This is a genomic window from Thermohalobaculum sediminis (genome assembly GCF_023487995.1).
Taxonomy (GTDB): domain Bacteria; phylum Pseudomonadota; class Alphaproteobacteria; order Rhodobacterales; family Rhodobacteraceae; genus Thermohalobaculum; species Thermohalobaculum sediminis.
In genome coordinates this window covers 181,716-200,969 of sequence record NZ_JAMFKN010000006.1, presented here as the reverse complement: position 1 = coordinate 200,969, position 19,254 = coordinate 181,716, and the positions used below count along the sequence as shown (strand labels likewise).

At 69.0% G+C, this 19,254-nt stretch carries 15 protein-coding genes; 4 read left to right on the top strand and 11 right to left on the bottom strand.

Annotated elements, in window-relative coordinates; translation table 11 throughout:
• Positions 1-128: 128 nt before the first annotated feature.
• From M1105_RS13810 to M1105_RS13775, 8 genes are all read right to left on the bottom strand, one after another.
• The gene (locus tag M1105_RS13810; RefSeq protein WP_249580960.1) at positions 129-2,027 is read right to left on the bottom strand and encodes a propionyl-CoA synthetase; all 1,899 of its coding nucleotides are present in this window, start codon (positions 2,025-2,027) and stop codon (positions 129-131) included.
• Positions 2,028-2,070: 43 nt separating this feature from the next.
• A complete protein-coding gene (locus tag M1105_RS13805; protein WP_249580959.1) occupies positions 2,071-4,353 on the bottom strand; it encodes an NADP-dependent malic enzyme in 2,283 nt (760 codons plus the stop codon).
• Positions 4,354-4,455: 102 nt separating this feature from the next.
• Positions 4,456-5,385 carry a ketopantoate reductase family protein gene (locus tag M1105_RS13800; RefSeq protein WP_249580958.1) on the bottom strand — a complete coding sequence of 310 codons (930 nt, stop codon included), beginning with the start codon at positions 5,383-5,385 and terminating at the stop codon, positions 4,456-4,458.
• A 5-nt stretch (positions 5,386-5,390) separates the two neighbouring features.
• Positions 5,391-7,535, bottom strand: coding sequence for a methylmalonyl-CoA mutase (scpA, locus tag M1105_RS13795; protein WP_249580957.1), 2,145 nt, complete (start codon positions 7,533-7,535; stop codon positions 5,391-5,393).
• Positions 7,536-7,578: 43 nt separating this feature from the next.
• Positions 7,579-9,576, bottom strand: a complete 1,998-nt coding sequence (locus M1105_RS13790) for an acetyl-CoA carboxylase biotin carboxylase subunit (RefSeq protein WP_249580956.1) — start codon at positions 9,574-9,576, stop codon at positions 7,579-7,581.
• Positions 9,577-9,751: 175 nt separating this feature from the next.
• Entirely contained in the window at positions 9,752-10,018 is a 267-nt protein-coding gene (locus tag M1105_RS13785; RefSeq protein ID WP_249580955.1) for a hypothetical protein, read from the bottom strand.
• A gap of 84 nt (positions 10,019-10,102) precedes the next feature.
• Positions 10,103-10,513: a RidA family protein gene (locus tag M1105_RS13780; protein ID WP_249580954.1), complete on the bottom strand. Its 411-nt coding sequence runs from the start codon at positions 10,511-10,513 to the stop codon at positions 10,103-10,105.
• Between the two features lie 8 nt (positions 10,514-10,521).
• Positions 10,522-12,054 carry an acyl-CoA carboxylase subunit beta gene (locus M1105_RS13775; protein ID WP_249580953.1) on the bottom strand — a complete coding sequence of 511 codons (1,533 nt, stop codon included), beginning with the start codon at positions 12,052-12,054 and terminating at the stop codon, positions 10,522-10,524.
• A gap of 129 nt (positions 12,055-12,183) precedes the next feature.
• On the opposite strand from M1105_RS13775, the gene M1105_RS13770 reads away from it, so the two are divergent.
• Both M1105_RS13770 and M1105_RS13765 read left to right on the top strand, forming a co-directional pair.
• On the top strand, positions 12,184-13,587 hold the full coding sequence (locus M1105_RS13770; RefSeq protein WP_249580952.1) for a helix-turn-helix domain-containing protein: 1,404 nt from the start codon (positions 12,184-12,186) through the stop codon (positions 13,585-13,587).
• Between the two features lie 144 nt (positions 13,588-13,731).
• Positions 13,732-14,160, top strand: coding sequence for a BLUF domain-containing protein (locus tag M1105_RS13765; RefSeq protein WP_249580951.1), 429 nt, complete (start codon positions 13,732-13,734; stop codon positions 14,158-14,160).
• Positions 14,161-14,163: 3 nt separating this feature from the next.
• On the opposite strand, the gene betA is transcribed toward M1105_RS13765, so the two are convergent.
• Genes betA through betI form a run of 3 tightly spaced genes read right to left on the bottom strand, consistent with a single transcriptional unit; the run spans position 14,164 to position 17,934 of the window.
• Positions 14,164-15,825 carry a choline dehydrogenase gene (gene betA / locus M1105_RS13760; RefSeq protein ID WP_249580950.1) on the bottom strand — a complete coding sequence of 554 codons (1,662 nt, stop codon included), beginning with the start codon at positions 15,823-15,825 and terminating at the stop codon, positions 14,164-14,166.
• A 1-nt stretch (position 15,826) separates the two neighbouring features.
• Positions 15,827-17,341, bottom strand: coding sequence for a choline-sulfatase (gene betC / locus M1105_RS13755; protein WP_249580949.1), 1,515 nt, complete (start codon positions 17,339-17,341; stop codon positions 15,827-15,829).
• Positions 17,338-17,934, bottom strand: coding sequence for a transcriptional regulator BetI (gene betI, locus M1105_RS13750; RefSeq protein WP_249580948.1), 597 nt, complete (start codon positions 17,932-17,934; stop codon positions 17,338-17,340). The genes betC and betI overlap by 4 nt, the downstream gene beginning before the upstream one ends.
• Positions 17,935-18,138: 204 nt before the next feature.
• Between betI and M1105_RS13745 the strand changes: the two genes are divergently transcribed.
• Together M1105_RS13745 and M1105_RS13740 are read left to right on the top strand one after the other, a co-directional pair.
• Positions 18,139-18,687, top strand: coding sequence for a CoxG family protein (locus tag M1105_RS13745; RefSeq protein WP_249580947.1), 549 nt, complete (start codon positions 18,139-18,141; stop codon positions 18,685-18,687).
• A 76-nt stretch (positions 18,688-18,763) separates the two neighbouring features.
• On the top strand, positions 18,764-19,252 hold the full coding sequence (locus tag M1105_RS13740) for a (2Fe-2S)-binding protein (protein ID WP_249580946.1): 489 nt from the start codon (positions 18,764-18,766) through the stop codon (positions 19,250-19,252).
• Positions 19,253-19,254: the final 2 nt, after the last annotated feature.

Sequence of the window (19,254 nt, the reverse complement as noted above, 5' to 3'; positions counted from 1 at the left end):
TCGCAAACAGCCCTGATCACGGCGCCATCATTAGATATCTTTCTATGCGGCAGAAGAATGGCGAGGCAGGAACGATTCTGCCACCAAAGGGGCATCCGCGTCCATGGCGGATGCCCCTCGCGCGGATTTCAGGCTCGCTGCGGATAGCCGAGACCGGACAGCGCGCCGCGGATCTCGTCGAGGATCGCCGGGTCGTCGATGGTGGCGGGCATCTTGAAGTCCTGCCCGTCGGCGATCTTGACCATGGTCGCCCGCAGGATCTTGCCGGAGCGCGTCTTGGGAAGACGGTCGACGACCGTCGCGAGCTTGAAGGCCGCGACCGGCCCGATCTCGTCGCGCACGAGCCTGACGCATTCGCGCACGATCTCGTCATGCGGCCGGTTGCAGCCCTTGTTGAGACAGAGGAACCCCATAGGAAGCTGGCCCTTCAGCTCGTCCGCAACGCCGATGACCGCGCATTCGGCAACGTCGGGGTGGCTGGCCAGCACCTCCTCCATCGCGCCGGTGGACAGCCGGTGACCGGCCACGTTGATGACGTCGTCGGTGCGCGCCATGATGTAGAGGTAGCCGTCCTCGTCCATCATCCCCGCGTCGCCCGTCTCGTAGTAGCCGGGGAAGGTGTTGAGGTAGCTCTTGCGGAAGCGGTCGTCCGCGTTCCACAGCGTCGGCAGCGTGCCCGGCGGCAGCGGCAGCCTGACCGCGATGGCGCCAAGCTGCCCGCGCGGCACCTCGTGCCCCGCCTCGTCGAGGATGCGCACGTCGTAGCCCGGCATAGCCATGGTGGGCGAGCCCAGCTTGACCGGCAGAAGTTCGATTCCCACGGGGTTGGCGGCGATGGCATAGCCGGTCTCGGTCTGCCACCAGTGGTCGATCACCGGCACCTTGAGCTGGTCGGCCGCCCACTTGATGGTGTCGGGGTCGGCCCGCTCGCCCGCCAGGAACAGGGTCCTCAGCGAGGGCATCGCGTACTTCCTCACGAACTCGCCCTTGGGGTCGTCGCGCTTGATCGCGCGGAAGGCCGTGGGCGCGGTGAACAGCGCCTTGACCCCGTGTTCCGAGATCACCCGCCAGAAGGTGCCGGCATCGGGCGTGCCCACGGGCTTGCCCTCGAACACGATGGTGGTCGCCCCGATCAGCAGCGGCGCGTAGACGATATAGCTGTGGCCGACCACCCAGCCCACGTCCGAGGCCGCCCAGAACACCTCGCCGGGCGCGATGTCGTAGATATTCTTCATGGTCCAGCTCAGCGCGACCATGTGCCCGGCATTCGCCCGCACCACGCCCTTGGGCTGCCCGGTGGTGCCCGAGGTGTAGAGGATGTAGAGCGGGTCGGCCCCGCCAGCCGGCTCGCACGGCGCGGGCTCGACGCCGTACTGGAAGGCGTGCCAGTCGAGGTCGCGGCCCTCGATCAGCTTCGCCACCTCCTGCTCGCGCTGGAAGATCACGCAGAAGTCGGGCTTGTGGCGCGCCTGCTCGATGGCCGCGTCGATCAGCGGCTTGTAGTGGACCACCCGGCCCGGCTCGAGCCCGCAGGAGGCCGCGATGATCGCCTTCGGCGTCGCGTCGTCGATCCGCACGGCCAGCTCGTGCGCGGCAAAGCCGCCGAACACCACCGAATGGATGGCGCCTATCCGCGCGCAGGCCAGCATCGCCTCGACCGCCTCGGGCACCATCGGCATGTAGATGATGACCCGGTCGCCCTTGGCCACGCCGCGCGCCTTCAGCGCGCCCGCGAGGCTCGCCACTCGGTCGCGCAGCTCGGCGTAGGTGATGACGTGCCGCGTGCCGGTGATCGGGCTGTCATGGATGATGGCGGGCTGCTTGCCGCGCCCGGCCTCGACATGGCGGTCGACCGCGTTCCAACAGGTGTTGCAGACGCCGTCGGCGAACCAGCGGTAGAATGGCGGGTTCGCGTCGTCGAGCGCACGCGTCGGCTTCTCGATCCAGTCCACCGCCTCGGCGGCCTCCATCCAGAAGCCCTCCGGGTCGGCCTTCCAGCGCGCATAGACTTCGGCGTAGCTTGTCATTCCAGTCCTCCCGATCCTCGCGGATGCGCGCCCTCGCGCGCCCTCAGGCGTAGTGCTGCACCGGCGTCCCCGCCAATGCCGCGATGTTCAGCAAGCCCCGCGGCGTGACCGAGGGGCTGACGATATGCGCCTTGTTCCCCATCCCCATCAGGATCGGCCCCACCTCGAGCCCGCCGGTGAGCTGCTTGAGGATGTTGCGCGAGCCCGAGGCGGCATCGACATTGGCAAAGATCAGGCAGTTGGCCTGCCCGGTCAGCCGCGAGTTGGGGAAGATCCGCGCCCGCAGGTCGGCGTCCAGCGCGTGGTCGGCATGCATCTCGCCCTCATACTCGAAATCGACCTCGCGCTCGTCGAGGATCTCGAGCGCGCGGCGCATCTTTCGCGCCGAGTCGGTGTCGAGGCTGCCGAACACGGAATGGCTCAGCAGCGCGACCTTCGGCACGATGCCGAAGCGCTTGATGTGCCGCGCCGCGCCGATCGCGGTTTCGGCCACCTGCTCGGCGGTGGGCTCGTGGTTCACCTGGCTGTCGGCGATGAAGATCACGCCCTGCTCGAGGATCACCGGGCTCAGCGCGCCCACCGGCCTGAGCTTCTCGGGCCCGCCCGACAGGACCTGGGCCACGTAGCGCAGGTGCCAAAGATACTGCCCGAAGGTGCCACAGATCAGGCTGTCGGCATCGCCGCGATGGACCATCACGGCGGCGATGGCCGTGGTGTTGGTGCGGATGATCGTGCGCGCGAGCTCGGGAGTCACGCCGCGCCGCTCCATCAGCGCGTGATAGGTCTGCCAGTAGTCGCGATAGCGCGGGTCGTTGTTCGGGTCGCAGATCTCGAAATCCTTGCCCGGGCGGATCGCCAGCCCCTCGCGCTCGATGCGCGCGGCCATGACGTCGGGGCGGCCGATCAGGATCGGGCGGTCGACGCCCTCCTGTACCACCGACTGCGCGGCGCGCAGCACTCGCTCGTCCTCGCCTTCGGCGAAGACCAGCCGGCGCGACGACGAGCGGGCTGCCTCGAACACCGGCTTCATCAGCATGGTCGAGCGGAACACCGAGCCGTCGAGCTTCGCGCGATAGGCCTCGGGGTCGGGCAGCGGGCGGCGCGCCACGCCCGTCTCGGTCGCGGCCTTGGCCACGGCGGCGGCGATCTGGCCCAAGAGGCGCGGGTCGAACGGCTTGGGGATCAGGTAGTCGCGCCCGAACACCATCCGCTCGCCCCGGTAGACCGCCGCGGCCTCGGCCGACGAGGTCTGGCGGGCGAGGTCGGCGATGGCATGGGCGCAGGCGATCTTCATCTCCTCGTTGATCTGGGTCGCGCCCACGTCCAGCGCGCCGCGGAAGATGAAGGGGAAGCACAGAACGTTGTTGACCTGGTTCGGATAATCCGACCGCCCGGTGGCGACGATCGCGTCGGCCCGCGCGTCCCTCGCCTCGTCGGGGAAGATCTCGGGCCTGGGGTTCGCCAGCGCGAAGATGATCGGGTTCTTGGCCATCGGCGCGATCATCTCGCCGGTGAGCAGGCCGGGCGCCGAGAGGCCGAGGAACATGTCCGCGCCCGCCAGCGCCTCGGCCAGCGTCTTGTCGTCGGTCGGCCGGGCGTAGGAGCGCTTGGTGTCGTCGAGGTCGTCGCGCCCGAGGTGGCACAGGCCGCCGATGTCATAGAGCCAGATGTTCTCGCGCTTGACGCCGAGGTCGCACAAGAGGTTGAGGCAGGCGATCCCTGCCGCCCCCCCGCCGGTCGAGACGATCTTGGCGTCGCCGAAGGTCTTGCCCGCGATCTGCAGCGCGTTGATCGCGGCCGCTGCCACCACGATGGCGGTGCCATGCTGGTCGTCGTGGAACACCGGGATGCCCATGCGCTCCTTGCAGAGCCGCTCGACCACGAAGCATTCGGGCGCCTTGATGTCCTCGAGGTTCACGGCCCCGAAGGTGGGCTCGAGCGCGATGACGATCTCGGCCAGCTTCACCGGGTCAGACTCGTTCACCTCGATGTCGAAGCCGTCGATGTTGGCGAACTTCTTGAACAGGGCGACCTTGCCCTCCATCACCGGCTTCGAGGCCGCGGCGCCGATATTGCCGAGCCCCAGCACCGCGGTGCCGTTCGAGATCACGGCCACGCGGTTGCCCTTGCCGGTGTAGCGATAGGCGTCGTCGGGTTCGTCGCGGATGCGCAGGCAGGCTTCCGCCACGCCCGGGCTGTAGGCGAGGCTCAGGTCGCGCTGCGTCGCCATCGGCTTGGTGACGCGGATCGCCAGCTTTCCGGGTTCGGGCGTCTCGTGATAGCGCAGCGCCGCCTCGCGCAGCGCGTCCTCGGTGGTCTTGTCCATGGTTGCGTCGCCCTCCCCGCGGCGGTCGGTGAAATCCCGTGCCCGCCTTTATGTCCTCGACACTCGCGCTGCCAGCATCTGGCGCGCAAGCATCTTGCGTTCTCATTTCCGTCCGGCACCGTCCTTCCATGGCGCCAGAATGGCAGCAACGGTCTCGGACGCGGGCGCCGCCAGCCCGTGGCGCGCCCCCAGCCGAGGCACCGCGCCCGCGAGCCAGTCGATCTCGAGCCGCTTGCCGGCCTCGAGATCATGCGCGAGCGAGGCGCGCATCTCGCCCGGCAGGCCGCGGGCGAAATCCAGCATCCGCTGCGGCAGGTCGTCGGGCAGCGCCACCCCCTCGGCCCGCCCCAGCGCCAGCACCTCGCGCGCCAGCCGCAGGTAAAGCAACTCGAGCGCGGGCGTGGCCCTGAGCGTCGCCGCGTCGCAGCGCGCCCCAGCCGTCACGCCCGAGAAGGCCGAGAGCGCCGCGAACTTGGTCCACAGGTCGATCCGCACATCGGTGCTTTCCGGCACGGTGATGCCCGCCGCGTGGAAGGCCGCGCGGATCTCGGCCACGCCCGGGTCGTCCTGCCGCCCGCCCGCCGTGCCGATGGTATAGGTCGCGCCCGGCGTGACCTGCCGCACCACCCCCGGCGCCTCGATGAAGGCCGAGATCCGGGCGATGCCGATCAGCACGCGCCCCGCCCCAAAGCGCGCCTGAAGCCGGTCCGTCGCCTCGACGCCGTTGAGGAAAGGCAGCGCCAGCGCACCTCCCGCCATCGCGCCCGCCATCTGCTCGATCGCGCCGTCGAGGTCCTGGGCCTTGACCGCCACGATGACCAGATCGGCCGCGGGCAGGTCCGCGCCGCGGTCGGTTGCGATCGCCGGATGCAGCACGACCTCGTCACCCGGCGTGACCAGCTTCAGCCCCGCCTCGCGGATCGCCGCGAGATGGCCGCCTCGCGCCAGCAGCGAGACCTCGTGCCCCGCCGCCCCCAGCCGCGCGGCCAGCATGCCGCCCACGCCGCCCGCGCCGATGATCGCAATCCGCATCACACTCACTCCGCCGCGCGCGGGCGGCGCGCCGCGCGGATCAGGTCGAGGATGTTCTTCGCCGCTTCCGGGATGTTGGTGCCGGGGCCGAAGATCGCCTGCACGCCGCGCGCCCTGAGATACTCGTAGTCCTGCGCCGGGATCACGCCGCCGCAGATCACGATGATGTCCTCGGCGCCCTGCGCCTTCAGCGCCTCGATCAGCTTCGGCGCCAGCGTCTTGTGCCCGGCCGCCTGCGAACTGATGCCGACCACGTGCACGTCGTTGTCGACGGCATCGCGCGCGGCCTCCTCGGGCGTCTGGAACAGCGGGCCCACATCGACGTCGAAGCCGATGTCGGCAAAGGCGGTCGCGATCACCTTCGCGCCGCGGTCGTGGCCGTCCTGGCCCATCTTGACCACCAGCATGCGCGGGCGGCGCCCTTCCTCGGCGGCGAAGGCGTCGACGTCGCGCTGGATCGCGGCGAAACCCTCGTCGCCCTCGTAGGCCGCGCCATAGACGCCCGACAGCGTCTGCACCTCGGCGCGATGGCGCCCGAAGACCTTTTCCATGGCGTCCGAAATCTCCCCGACCGTTGCCCGGGCCCGGGCCGCCTCGACGGCGGCCTCGAGCAGGTTGCCGCCCTCGCGGGCGCGGCGCTCGACCTCGGCCAGCGCCGCCGCGCAGGCGGCCCTGTCACGGCCCGCGCGGATGCGCTCGAGCCGCGCGATCTGGTTCTCGCGCACCTTGACGTTGTCGACGTCGAGGATGTCGATCGCATCCTCTTGGCTCAGGCGATACTTGTTGACGCCGACGATCACCTCCTCGCCGCGGTCGATGGCAGCCTGACGGCGGGCCGCGGCCTCCTCGATCCTCAGCTTGGGCATGCCGCTCGCCACCGCCCGCGTCATGCCGCCGAGGCCGTCGACCTCCTCGATCAGCTTCCATGCCTCGGCCGCCAGCCGGTCGGTCAGCGCCTCGACGTAATAGCTGCCGGCCAGCGGGTCGACGACCTTCGTCACCCCCGTCTCGTGCTGCAGGATCAGCTGCGTGTTGCGCGCGATGCGGGCCGAGAAATCCGTTGGCAACGCAATGGCTTCGTCGAAGGAGTTGGTGTGGAGGCTCTGCGTCCCCCCCAGCACCGCGGCAAGCGCCTCGTAGGCCGTGCGCACGATGTTGTTGTAGGGGTCCTGCTCCTGCAGGCTGACGCCGCTGGTCTGACAGTGCGTGCGCAGCATCAGGCTCTCGGGACGCTTCGGGCCGAACTCCGACATGATCCGCGTCCAGAGCGTGCGCGCCGCGCGCAGCTTCGCCGCCTCCATGAAGAAGTTCATGCCGATGGCAAAGAAGAAGCTGAGCCTTCCTGCGAAGGCATCCACGTCCATGCCCCGCGCGATCGCGGCCTTCACGTATTCGCGGCCGTCCGCCAGCGTGAAGGCCAGTTCCTGCACGAGGTTCGCGCCCGCCTCCTGCATGTGGTAGCCCGAGATCGAGATCGAGTTGAACCGCGGCATCTCTTTGGCCGTGTATTCAATGATGTCGGCCACGATCCTCATGCTGGGCTCGGGCGGGTAGATATAGGTGTTGCGGACCATGAACTCCTTGAGGATGTCGTTCTGGATGGTCCCTGAAAGCTCGGCGCGCGAGGCCCCCTGCTCCTCGCCCGCGACGATGAAGCTCGCCAACACCGGGATGACCGCGCCGTTCATGGTCATCGAGACCGAGATGTCCCGGAGCGGGATGCCGTCGAACAGGATCTTCATGTCCTCGACGCTGTCGATGGCGACGCCCGCCTTGCCGACATCGCCCTCGACGCGCGGGTGGTCGCTGTCATAGCCGCGATGGGTGGCGAGGTCGAAGGCCACCGACACCCCCTGCTGCCCCGCCGCCAGCGCCCGGCGGTAGAAGGCGTTCGATTCCTCGGCGGTCGAAAAGCCCGCATACTGCCGGATGGTCCATGGCCGCCCGGCATACATCGTGGCCCGCACGCCGCGGGTGTAGGGTGCTGCGCCCGGCACCCCGCCCAGATGCCCGACGCGGGTCAGGTCGTCCTCGGTGTAGAGCGGTTTGACCGCGATCCCCTCGGGTGTCTCCCAGGTGAGCGCATCGGGCGAGCGGCCCTTGAGTTCCTTCGCGGCGAGTGCCTTCCACTGCTCCAGCTTGTCGCTCATCGTCATCCTCCCGCGGTCACCGCCTTGCCGGCAGCGCGTCCGCTCACTCGAATTCCATGATCACCGCGTCGACCGCCATGCTCTGGCCGGGCTTGGCGTTGATCCTCGCGATGCGGACCCTGCGCTCGGCGCGCAGCACGTTCTCCATCTTCATCGCCTCGACGGTGCAGAGCGCCTGTCCGTCCTCGACCTCGTCGCCCTCGGCCACGTCGATCCTAACCACCACGCCCGGCATCGGGCAGAGCAGCATCTTCGATGTGTCGGGCGGCAGCTTCTCGGGCATCAGGCGCGCCAGTTCCGCCGCGCGCGGCGTGCGCACCTTCACGTCGAGATCGGCACCGCGATAGCGGATGCGGAAGCCCTCGGTCCGCAGATCGACCTTCAGCGCCATGGCGTCGCCGCCGATGTTCGCCCGCGCCACGGTGTCGCCGGGCGTCCAGTCCAGCCGCACGCCCAGCGACTCGCCGTCCGCGAACAGGATCACCGCCTCGTCGCCATTCGAGACCGAGACCGCGAAGTCCTCGCCTTGCGCCGAAACCACCCAGTCGCGGCCCACCGCCCGCTCGTGGTTCGACATGGTGCCCGAGATGCGCGCCGCGCGCCGCTCGACGATCAGCTTCATCGCCGCCGCGACCGCCGCCACGCGCCGCAGCGTCTCGGGCGGCAGGCGCACGCCGTTGAAGCCCTCGGGGAATTCCTCGGCGATGAAGGCCGTCGTCAACCGCCCCTCGACGAAGCGCGGATGGTCCATCACCGCCGACAGGAAGGGCAGGTTGTGCCCGATCCCCTCGACCTCGAAGGCGTCGAGCGCGTCGCGCATCGCCTCGATGGCACGCGGCCGGTCCGGCGCCCAGGTGCAGAGCTTGGCGATCATCGGATCATAATACATCGAGATCTCGCCGCCCTCGTAGACCCCGGTGTCGTTGCGCACGACCGAGGCGAGGTGGTTGTGCTCGGCGGGCGGGCGATAGCGCGTGAGCCGCCCGATCGAGGGCAGGAAGCTGCGATAGGGGTCCTCGGCATAGAGCCGGCTCTCGATCGCCCAGCCGTCGAGTCGGATGTCGTCCTGCGCAAACCCCAGCTTCTCGCCCGCAGCGACCCGGATCATCTGCTCGACGAGGTCGATCCGGGTGACAAGTTCCGTCACCGGGTGCTCGACCTGCAGCCGGGTGTTCATCTCGAGGAAGTAGAAATTTCGCTCGCCGTCGACGATGAACTCGACCGTGCCGGCCGAGCAGTAATCGACCGCCTTGGCCAGCGCCACCGCCTGCTCGCCCATCGCGCGCCGGGTGGCCGCGTCGAGGAAGGGCGAGGGCGCCTCCTCGATGACCTTCTGGTTGCGGCGCTGGATCGAGCATTCGCGCTCGCCCAGATAGAGGCAGGTGCCGTGCTTGTCGCCCAGCACCTGGATCTCGATATGGCGGGGGCTGGTCACGAACTTCTCGATGAAGATGCGGTCGTCGCCGAAGGATGCCGCCGCCTCGTTCTTCGAGGACTGGAATCCCTCGCGCGCCTCGCGGTCAGACCAGGCGATGCGCATCCCCTTGCCGCCGCCGCCGGCGCTGGCCTTGATCATCACCGGATAGCCGATGTCGCGGCTGATGCGCACCGCCTTCTCGGCGTCGCCGATCAGGCCCATGTAGCCCGGCACGGTCGAGACCCCGGCCTCGGCGGCAAGCTTCTTCGAGGTGATCTTGTCCCCCATCGCCTCGATCGCACCGACCGGGGGCCCGATGAACTCGACGCCCAGCCCCGCCAGCGCCTGCGCGAACTCGGCGCGTTCCGACAGGAAGCCATAGCCCGGATGCACCGCCTGCGCGCCGGTGGCCCGGATCGCGTCGAGGATGCGGTCGATCACGATATAGGACTGGCTCGCGGGGGGCGGGCCGATATGCACGGCCTCGTCGGCCATGCGCACATGCAGCGCATCGCGGTCGGCGTCGGAAAAGACCGCGACCGTGCGGATCCCCATCTTGCGCGCCGTCTTGATGACGCGGCAGGCGATCTCGCCCCGGTTCGCGATCAGGATCTTGTCGAACATGCGCCCCTCGTTCTCTCGGTCTTGCCTGTGATGCGCGCGCGGCGGCCCTGCCCGCCCCGGACGCAAGCCGCCGCCGCGCCCGATACGAGCCGCCGCGCTCCGATCTTGATGTCACTGGGTATCGCCCGCATCGCCCCGCGCGGGGCGGCTGGCTGCTTCGGCAGGAGTGCCGGGCCTATTTCTCGTCCGGCAGCATCACCATCACCCGCCAGGCGATGCCGACGAAACCGAAGGTCACCGCGAAGGACGCGAGCAGGATGAACAGCGCCGTCACGCCCTGCGCCGCTCCATGCACCAGGCTGCCGAGGCCGCCGATATCCATCGTGAGCAGGATCAGCAGGAACACCCACCCGGCCGCCACCCCGTCCGCGGCCGAGACCGCGACGTACTTCACCAGCCAGTAGGGGTCCTGGCGATACTTCTGACGGCTGTCGGGCGTCATGGTAGCCCTCCGGGGCGGAACTCCACATGTTCCATGTGGGATGCCATCCCCCGGCTTCAAGCGCGATGCCGCACGGCGACGCCATCAGGCCCCCTCCCCCATCGGGCGGCGGGCGATCATGTCGATCTCGACCAGCGCGCCCACGGCCAGCGCCGTCACCCCCACGGTGGTGCGCGCCGGGCGCCGGTCGGGCGGGAAGTAGCCCTGATAGGTCTCGTTGAACGCGGCGTAGTCGCGCTCGAACTCGGTCAGAAAGCAGCGGCACTGGATCACGTGGCTCAAGTCGAGCCCCACGCCCGCGAGGATGAGCCGCAGGTTCTCCATCACCCGCCGGGTCTGCGCCTCGATGCCGTCCGGAAGGGCTGCGTCGGGCACGGCCGGGTCGGTCGGCATCTGGCCGGTAAGGAACACCCAGCCATCGGCCTCGACGGCGTGCGAGAAGGGCGCGACCGGGCGGGGGCCGCCCGCGATCATGTGGAAGAGGGGATCGCTCATGCCGGGCCTCACAGCGGAATGTTGTCGTGCTTCTTCCACGGGTTCTCGAGCACCTTGCCGCGCAGGGCGGCGAAGGCGCGCGCCACGCGGCGCCGCGTGGAATGGGGCATGATCACCTCGTCGATGAAGCCCTTCTCGGCCGCGACGAAGGGGTTGGCGAAGCGGTCCTCGTAGTCTTTTGTGCGCCCGGCGATCTTCTCGCGGTCGCCGAGTTCCGAGCGGTAGAGGATCTCGACCGCGCCCTTCGCCCCCATCACCGCGATCTCGGCGGTGGGCCAGGCATAGTTGATGTCGCCGCGCAGGTGCTTCGAGGCCATGACGTCATAGGCCCCGCCATAGGCCTTGCGGGTGATGACGGTGACCTTCGGCACCGTCGCCTCGCCATAGGCGAACAGAAGCTTCGCGCCATGCTTGATGACGCCGCCATATTCCTGCCCGGTGCCCGGCAGGAAGCCCGGCACATCGACGAAGGTCAGGATCGGGATCGAGAAGCAGTCGCAAAAGCGCACGAAGCGCGCGGCCTTGCGCGAGCTGTCGATGTCGAGGCAGCCCGCCAGCACCATCGGCTGGTTTGCCACCACGCCCACGGTCTGGCCTTCGAGGCGGATGAAGCCAGTCAGGATGTTCCGGGCGTAATCCTTCTGGATCTCGAAGAAATCCCCCTCGTCCGCCACCTTCCGGATCAGCTCGTGCATGTCGTAGGGCTGGTTGGGGTTCTCGGGCACCAGGCTGTCGAGGCTGTCCTCGACGCGCGCGGGGTCGTCGAAGAAGGGCCGAACCGGCGGCTTCTCGCGGTTCGAGAGGGGCAGGAAATCGACAAGCCGACGGATCTCGGCCAGCGCCTCGACATCGTTCTCGAAGGCGCCGTCGGCGACCGAGGATTTCGTCGTGTGGGTCTTGGCGCCGCCCAGTTCCTCGGCCGTGACGATCTCGTTGGTGACGGTCTTCACCACGTCAGGGCCGGTCACGAACATGTAGCTCGAGTCGCGCACCATGAAGATGAAATCGGTCATCGCAGGGCTGTAGACCGCGCCGCCCGCGCAGGGCCCCATGATCACGCTGATCTGCGGCACGACGCCCGAGGCCATGATGTTGCGCTGGAACACATCGGCATAGCCCGCGAGCGACGCCACCCCCTCCTGGATGCGCGCGCCGCCCGAATCGTTGAGCCCGATCACCGGGGCGCCGTTCCGCATCGCCATGTCCATGATCTTGCAGATCTTCTGGGCGTGCGTTTCCGACAGCGAGCCGCCGAAGACGGTGAAATCCTGGCTAAACACATAGACCTGCCGCCCGTTCACGGTGCCCCAGCCGGTCACCACGCCGTCGCCGGGATACTTGACCTCGCCCATACCGAAATCGGTGCAGCGATGGGCGACGAACATGTCGAATTCCTCGAAGGACCCCTCGTCGAGCAGAAGCTCGATACGTTCGCGCGCCGTGAGCTTGCCCTTGGCGTGCTGCGCCTCGATCCGCGTCCGTCCACCGCCGAGGCGGGCTTCGGCACGGCGGGTCTCGAGCTCGGCGAGGATGTCCTTCATCTCTTTTCTCTCCCTTAGGCCTGGGCCATTGCGCGGGGATGCCGTGACGGAATTGCGAAATCCATAGAAAATGCGAACATCTTTTGCGAAACTGCGTAAACCCTGACCCGCCCCGCAAAGGAAATGCACATGACCGCCCGAAAAACCTTTGCAGGCGCGCGGCTTGGCGAGATCCGCCGGGGCCTCGGCATGACGCAGGCGGCACTCGGTCGCAGCCTCGGCGTCTCGACCTCCTACCTAAACCAGATGGAGAACAACCACCGCCCCGTCAGCCGCGACGTGGTGCAGGGTCTGGCCGAGAAGTTCGGTATCGATGTCTCGGTCTTCTCGATGGACGAGGGCGACCGGCTGATGGCCGACCTGCGCGAGGCGATGGCCGACCCGGTGTTCCCCGACCCACCCAGCCGGGCAGAGCTTCAGATCCTCGCCACCAGCGCGCCGGGGATGGCGCATTCGTTCCTGGCGCTGCATCGCGCCTACACCCGCGCGCAGGAGCGGCTCGCAAGCCTCGACGAGGCGCTGGAGCGACCGGAATCGGGCCTCTCGCCCCTGCCGTGGGAGGAGGTGCGCGACTTCTTCCACTATGTCGACAACTACCTTGATGCGGTGGACCGCGCGGCCGAGCAGTTCGCCCGCACCGCGGGGTTCGAGGGGCGAGACAAGGTGGCGGCCGGGGCCGAATGGCTGAGGGCGCGCCACGGCATCGCGACCCGCTTCGAGCCCGGCATGATCCGCCGCTATGACGAGGGCGCGCGCGTGCTGCGGCTCTCGCCCGACCAGCCGCCGGCGACGCAGGCCTTCCAGTTCGCCCACCAGGTGGCGCTGATCGCCCATGCGGGCCTGATCGAGGCCACGCTCGACCTCGCCCGCTTCCGGTCCGAGGAGGCGCGCGCCATCGCCCGGATCGGCATCGCCAACTACTTCGCGGGCGCAGCCATCCTGCCCTATGGAGCCTTCCTCGAGGCCGCGCGCGCCCTGCGCCACGATCTCGAGGCGCTGGCCGGGCGCTTCGGCTGCTCGCTGGAACAGGTGGGACACCGGCTCTCGACCCTGCAGCGCCCAGGCGCGCGAGGGGTCCCGTTCTTCTTCGTGCGCGTCGACCAGGCGGGCACGATCACCAAGCGCCACTCCTCGACGCCCTTGCAATTCGCCCGTTTCGGCGGCGCCTGCCCGCTCTGGAACGTGCATCGCGCCTTCGAGACGCCGGGCCGCATCCTGCGCCAGCTGGCCGAGACGCCGGACGGCGTGCGCTACCTGTGCCTCGCCACGGATGTCATCAAGCCGGGCGGGCATTACCGCGCGCCCACGCGGCGCTATGCGATCGGGCTGGGCTGCGAGGTGAAATATGCGGACCAGCTTGTCTATGCCGACGACCTCGACACCGCGAACGCCGCCGCCTACGAGCCGATCGGCATCAGCTGCCGCATCTGCGAGCGGCGCGCCTGCCACCAGCGGTCCGTGCCACCCGTCGAGAAGCGCCTGCTGATCGACCGCAACGCCCGCGACGTGCTGCCCTACGCGATCCGCCGCTGAGCGCGCCGGTTGATAATTCCGTCCCGCTGGCCGGAAAAGTCCCTTTCGGAAACCTCGCGCACCTGCAAGTTAGTTGCTGGGCGCGCCGGTCCGCGATGCGGCGCGAGACCGGAATTCCAGCAGCGGGGGGCCACGCTGAAACGTTTGCTCTACATCAGCCGAAGTCTGATCTCGGCCGATCACCCGGAAATGAACGCCATCGCGCGCACCGCGCTCGAGCGAAATTCGCAGTGCGGGGTGACGGGGTTCCTCTATTACGACGACGACACCTTCCTGCAAGTGCTCGAGGGCATGCCCGAGGACGTGGACGAGATCTATGCCGGAATTCGTCGCGACGGGCGGCACGAGAACGTGCGCATGCTGGACGAGGCCCCGGCCGAGAAACGGATGTTCGGCGGCTGGGCCATGGGGCTGCACGACGGCAGCGAGGGCGGCGGTCTGCTGCCCCGCGTGGTCCGCGCCAATATCGCGCGCAGCGCTGGAAGCAGGGACGCCCCCGCGCTGGTGCGGTTCCTGAACGATCTCAGCCTCGGGCGCCATGACGTGCGCCTGATGGCGGCGGGCGGTGTCTGAGGCTCAGCGGTCCGAGACCTCCCATCGCGGATTGATCCACGGCGCCCGGTTGTCCCGCGGCAGCGGCGGCTTGTCCAGAACCATGTCCGCCACCTTCTCGCCCACCATGATCGAAGGGGCATTGAGGTTTCCATTGGTGATCCGGGGAAAGATCGAGCTGTCGGCGACGCGCAGCCGCTCGACCCCTATCACGCGCGCCTGAGGGTCCACCACCGCCATCGTGTCGTCGGCCCGCCCGATGCGGCAGGTGCCGCATGGGTGATAGGCGCTCTCGACATGGGCGCGGATGAATGCGTCGAGGTCGTCGTCGGTCCGCACCTCCGCGCCCGGCTGGATCTCGTGCCCGCGGAAGCCGTCGAAGGCGGGGGCGGCGAAGATCTCGCGCGTGAGCCGGATGCAGTGCCGGAAGTCGGCCCAGTCCTGCGGATCGGACATGTAGTTGAAGAAGATCCGCGGCGCCTCGCGCGGGTCGGCCGAGCGCAGCGTCACGGCGCCGCGCGAGGCCGAGCGCATCGGCCCCACATGCGCCTGGAAGCCGTGCCCCTCGGACGCCGCCTTGCCGTCGTAGCGCACCGCGATCGGCAGGAAATGGAACTGGATGTCGGGGTAATCGACGCCGGCGCGCGAGCGCACGAAACCCGCCGCCTCGAACTGGTTGGACGCTCCCGGCCCCGTCCGGGTGAACAGCCAGCGCGCGCCCACATAGGCTTTGCCGATCAGGTTCCAGTAGCGGTAGAGCGTGATCGGCAAGCTTGCGGCCTGCTGGATGTAGAGTTCGAGGTGGTCCTGCAGGTTGCGCCCGACGCCGGGGCGGTCGGCCACCACGCCGATGCCCTGCGCCGCCAGCTCCGCCCCCGGCCCGATGCCCGACAGCATCAGCAGCTTGGGCGAGTTGATGGCCGAGGCCGCGAGGATCACCTCGCGCCGGGCACGGACGACCTCGACCCGCCCGCCGCGCTCGATCTCGACGCCGGTTGCGCGCCCGTCCTCGATCACCACGCGGCGGGCGAGGCAGCGGTGGAGCGCACAGTTCGGACGCCTGAGCGCGGGCTTGAGATACGCATCCGCAGCCGACCAGCGCTCGCCCTGCCAGATGGTGCGGTCCATCGGGCCGAAGCCCTCCTGCCGCTCGCCGTTGTAGTCCTCGGTCCAACCGAAGCCGAGCGAGGCGCCGGCTTCCTCGAAGGCATGCACCAGCGGGTTGTCCCGCCCGCCGCGCGTCACATGCAGCGGCCCGCCGCGGCCGCGCCAGTCGCCGTTGCCGCCATGGCCGCCGTCGTGCCAGTCCTCCATCCGCCGGAAATAGGGGGCGACGTCTGGCCACGCCCAGCCATCGGCGCCCTGATCGGCCCAGTGGTCGAAGTCGCGCGGATGACCGCGGACATAGACCATGCCGTTGATCGAGGACGACCCCCCGACCACCTTGCCTCGCGGGCAGGCAAGGCGCCGCCCGCCCAGATGCGGCTCGGGCTCGGTCATGAAACCCCAGTCGTAGAGCGACATGTTCATCGGGTAGCTGAGCGCCCCCGGCATCCGGATCAGCGGCCCCCAGTCGGTGCCGCCATACTCCAGCACCAGCACCGAGTGGCGCCCGTCCTCGGACAGCCGCGCGGCCAGCGCCGAGCCGGCCGACCCCGATCCAACGATAACGAAATCGGCTTCCATCTTACTCGCCCCGCGGGAAGCGCTTGCCCGCGTCCAGCACGTTCAGGTCCATGTGGTTGCGCATGTATTGCTCGGAGGCCGCGCGCAGCGGCTGGAAGTCCCAGGGATAATAGGCGCCCTTGCGCAGCGCCTCGTAGACCACCCAGCGCCGCGCCTGGCTCTCGCGCACCTCGGCGTCATAGGCCGCGAGGTCCCAGCGCGCCTCGGACTTCGCCCGCAGCATGGCCAGCGTGCCGGCATGGGCGGGGTCGGCGGCAAGATTGATGAGTTCGTGCGGATCGGCCTCGAGGTCGAACAACTGGTCGGGGTCGAGCGCGCAGCGGTTGTATTTCCACCGCCCGTAGCGCAGCGAGACCATGGGGGCATAGGACGCCTCGGCGGCATACTCGATCGCCACGGGCGCGGTGCGCTCGGCGCTCCCGATCAGCGGCACCAGGCTCTCGCCATCGGTCCAGGGCGCGATCTCGTCCATCGCAACGCCGGCGAGGTCGGCCAGCGTCGGGCAGACATCGACGGTCGAGACCGGCGCCGCGATCCGGCCGGGCGTGACCCCCGGCCCCGCGATCATCAGCGGCACGCGCGACGAGCCGTCGAAGAAGCTCATCTTGAACCACAAGCCCCGCTCGCCGATCATGTCGCCGTGGTCGGACACGAACAGCACCAGCGTGTTGTCGGCCATCCGGGAGCGCGCGAGCACGTCGAGGATCGAGCCGATCTTGTCGTCGAGATAGCTGATATTGGCGAAATAGGCCCGCCTTGCGCGGCGGATGTCATCGGCCGTGATATCGTAGCTGCGCCAGTCGTTCGCGTCGAATATGCGCTTCGAATGCGCGTCGTGGCTGTCATAGGGCATCGCCGGCACCTCGGGGTCGAGATGGGCGCAATCCTCGTAGAGGTCCCAGAACCGGCGCCGCGCGACATAGGGGTCGTGCGGGTGCGTGAAGCTGACCGTTAGGCACCACGGCCGCCCATCCTCGGCGCGGGCGTAGTCCCACAGCTTGCGCTCGGCGTTGAAGGCCACCTCGTCGTCGTAATCCATCTGGTTGGTGATCTCGGCCACGCCCGCGGCGGGGACCGAGCCGAGGTTGTGATACCACCACTCGATCCGCTCCCCCGGCTTGCGGTAGTCGGGCGTCCAGCCGAAATCGGCGGGGTAGATGTCGGTGGTCAGCCGCTCCTCGAAGCCGTGGAGCTGGTCGGGCCCGACGAAATGCATCTTGCCGGAAAGGCAGGTGGCATAGCCCGCCCGGCGCAGGTGGTGCGCGTAGGTCGGGATCGCCGAGGCGAACTCGGCGGCGTTATCATAGACCCCGGTCCGGCGCGGCAACTGCCCCGACATGAAGCTCGCCCGCCCCGGCGCGCAGAGCGGCGAGGCTGTGTAGGTGTTGGCGAACCGCGCCGAGCGCGCGGCAAGGGCCTTCAGGTGCGGCGCATGCAGCCAGTCGGCCGGGCCGTCAGGGAACAGGGTCCCGTTGAGCTGGTCGACCATCAGGATCAGGATGTTCGGGCGGGTCATGCGCGGCTCCGGGCAAGCTGGCTGTCGAGGTAGTCCTCGACCAGAGCGATGGCGGTTTCGGGGGCGTCGGCGGGCGGGCGCGGGTCCACGGCCAGCGCGCGGCGGATGTAGAGGCCATCGATCAGCGCGGCCACGCCCTCGGCGATGCGGGGCGCATCGGCCCCGGCAAGCGGGCGCAGATCATAGATGAGATTCGCGTGCAGCCTGCGCGCATAGACGCCGAGCAGCCGCCGCGCCCCGGCCTCGTTCTGGGCATGGACATAGAAGGCGAGCCAGGCCGAGACGGTCCCCGGCGCGAATTGCGCGGGGGCGAAGCTCTCCGCCACGATCAGCGACAGGCGCCGGCGGGGGTCCCGCTCGCCCCGCAAGGCCGCGGCGACCGAGCGCCCGAACTGCCCCAGCAGGTGACGCATGGTGGCGACAAAAAGCTGCTCCTTGGCACCGAAGTAATGATGCGCGAGCGCGGGCGAGACGCCGGCGCGCCGCGCGATCTGGCTCATCGTCACATCCAGCCCGCCGCGGTCTCCGATCGCCTCGACAGCGGCCTCGATCAGCGCCCGGCGGCGGATCGGCTCCATTCCCAGCCTTGGCACGGCGCTCTCTCCTCGGTCAGTTCGCGCCCGTTCTGCGCCTTCTTTGATTGACTCGTCAATCAAGAAAAACTGGAGGGCTCACCATTGCGCGACAAGCCTTTCCCGGCCCGTCGAGACGGTGGACACGCGCGAAATCCTGCCGCACGATCCCCCGCAACGAACCGACGGCCCGGACGGGCCGGACAAGGGAGAGGACGACACGATATGAACATGTCGGGTGAGCGGCTCATCGCCGCCCCGCGCGCCGATGTCTGGGCCGCGCTGAACGACCCCGAGGTGCTGAAGGCCTGCATTCCCGGCTGCGACAGCCTCGAGAAGACCTCGGACACCTCGTTCTCGGCGGTCGCGACGCAGAAGGTCGGCCCCGTCAAGGCCACCTTCAAGGGCGAGGTCAACCTCTCGGACATCGCCGAGGGCGAGGGCTACACCATCACCGGCGAGGGCAAGGGCGGTGCCGCGGGCTTCGCCAAGGGCGGCGCCAAGGTGCGACTCAGCGATGCCGAGCCGCCGGAGGGCAAGGCCGGCCCCGCGACGCTGCTCAGCTACGAGGCCGAGGCCAAGGTCGGCGGCAAGCTCGCGCAGCTTGGCTCGCGCCTGATCGACGGCTTCGCCAAGAAGATGGCGGACGACTTCTTCAACCGCTTCCAGACCGCGATCGAGGGCCCGGCCGAGCCGGAGGAGGCTGGCGAGGCCTCGGCAGACGCCCCCGCCGCCGAGAAGAAGAAGAGCTGGCTCAAGCGGCTGGTCGGCTGAGCGGCACGACACATTCGGCCCGGGCGCGGAACGCGCCGCCGGGCATACAGGGACCATCAGGGGAGGACATTCCAAGATGCCAAAGGTTTCGATGACCGTGAATGGCAAGGCCGTCTCGGGCGAGGTCGAGGGGCGCACGCTGCTGGTGCAGTTCCTGCGCGAGGGGCTGGGGCTCACCGGCACGCATGTCGGCTGCGACACGTCGCAGTGCGGCGCCTGCGTGGTGCATGTGAACGGCGAGAGCGTGAAGGCCTGCACCGTCTTCGCGCTGGGCTGCGAGGGCGCCGAGGTCCGCACCATCGAGGGAATGGCGAACCCCGACGGCTCGCTCGGCGTGATCCAGGCCGCGTTCCAGGAGCATCACGGCCTGCAGTGCGGCTTCTGCACGCCCGGCATGGTGATGTCGGCCGCGGACCTTCTTAAGCAGAACGCCAGCCCCTCCGAGCGCGAGGTGCGCGAGTGGCTGGAAGGGAACATCTGCCGCTGCACCGGCTACCACAACATCGTCAAGGCGATCATGGCCGCGGCGGCGACGCTGCGCGGCGAGCAGGTCGCGGCGGAATAACC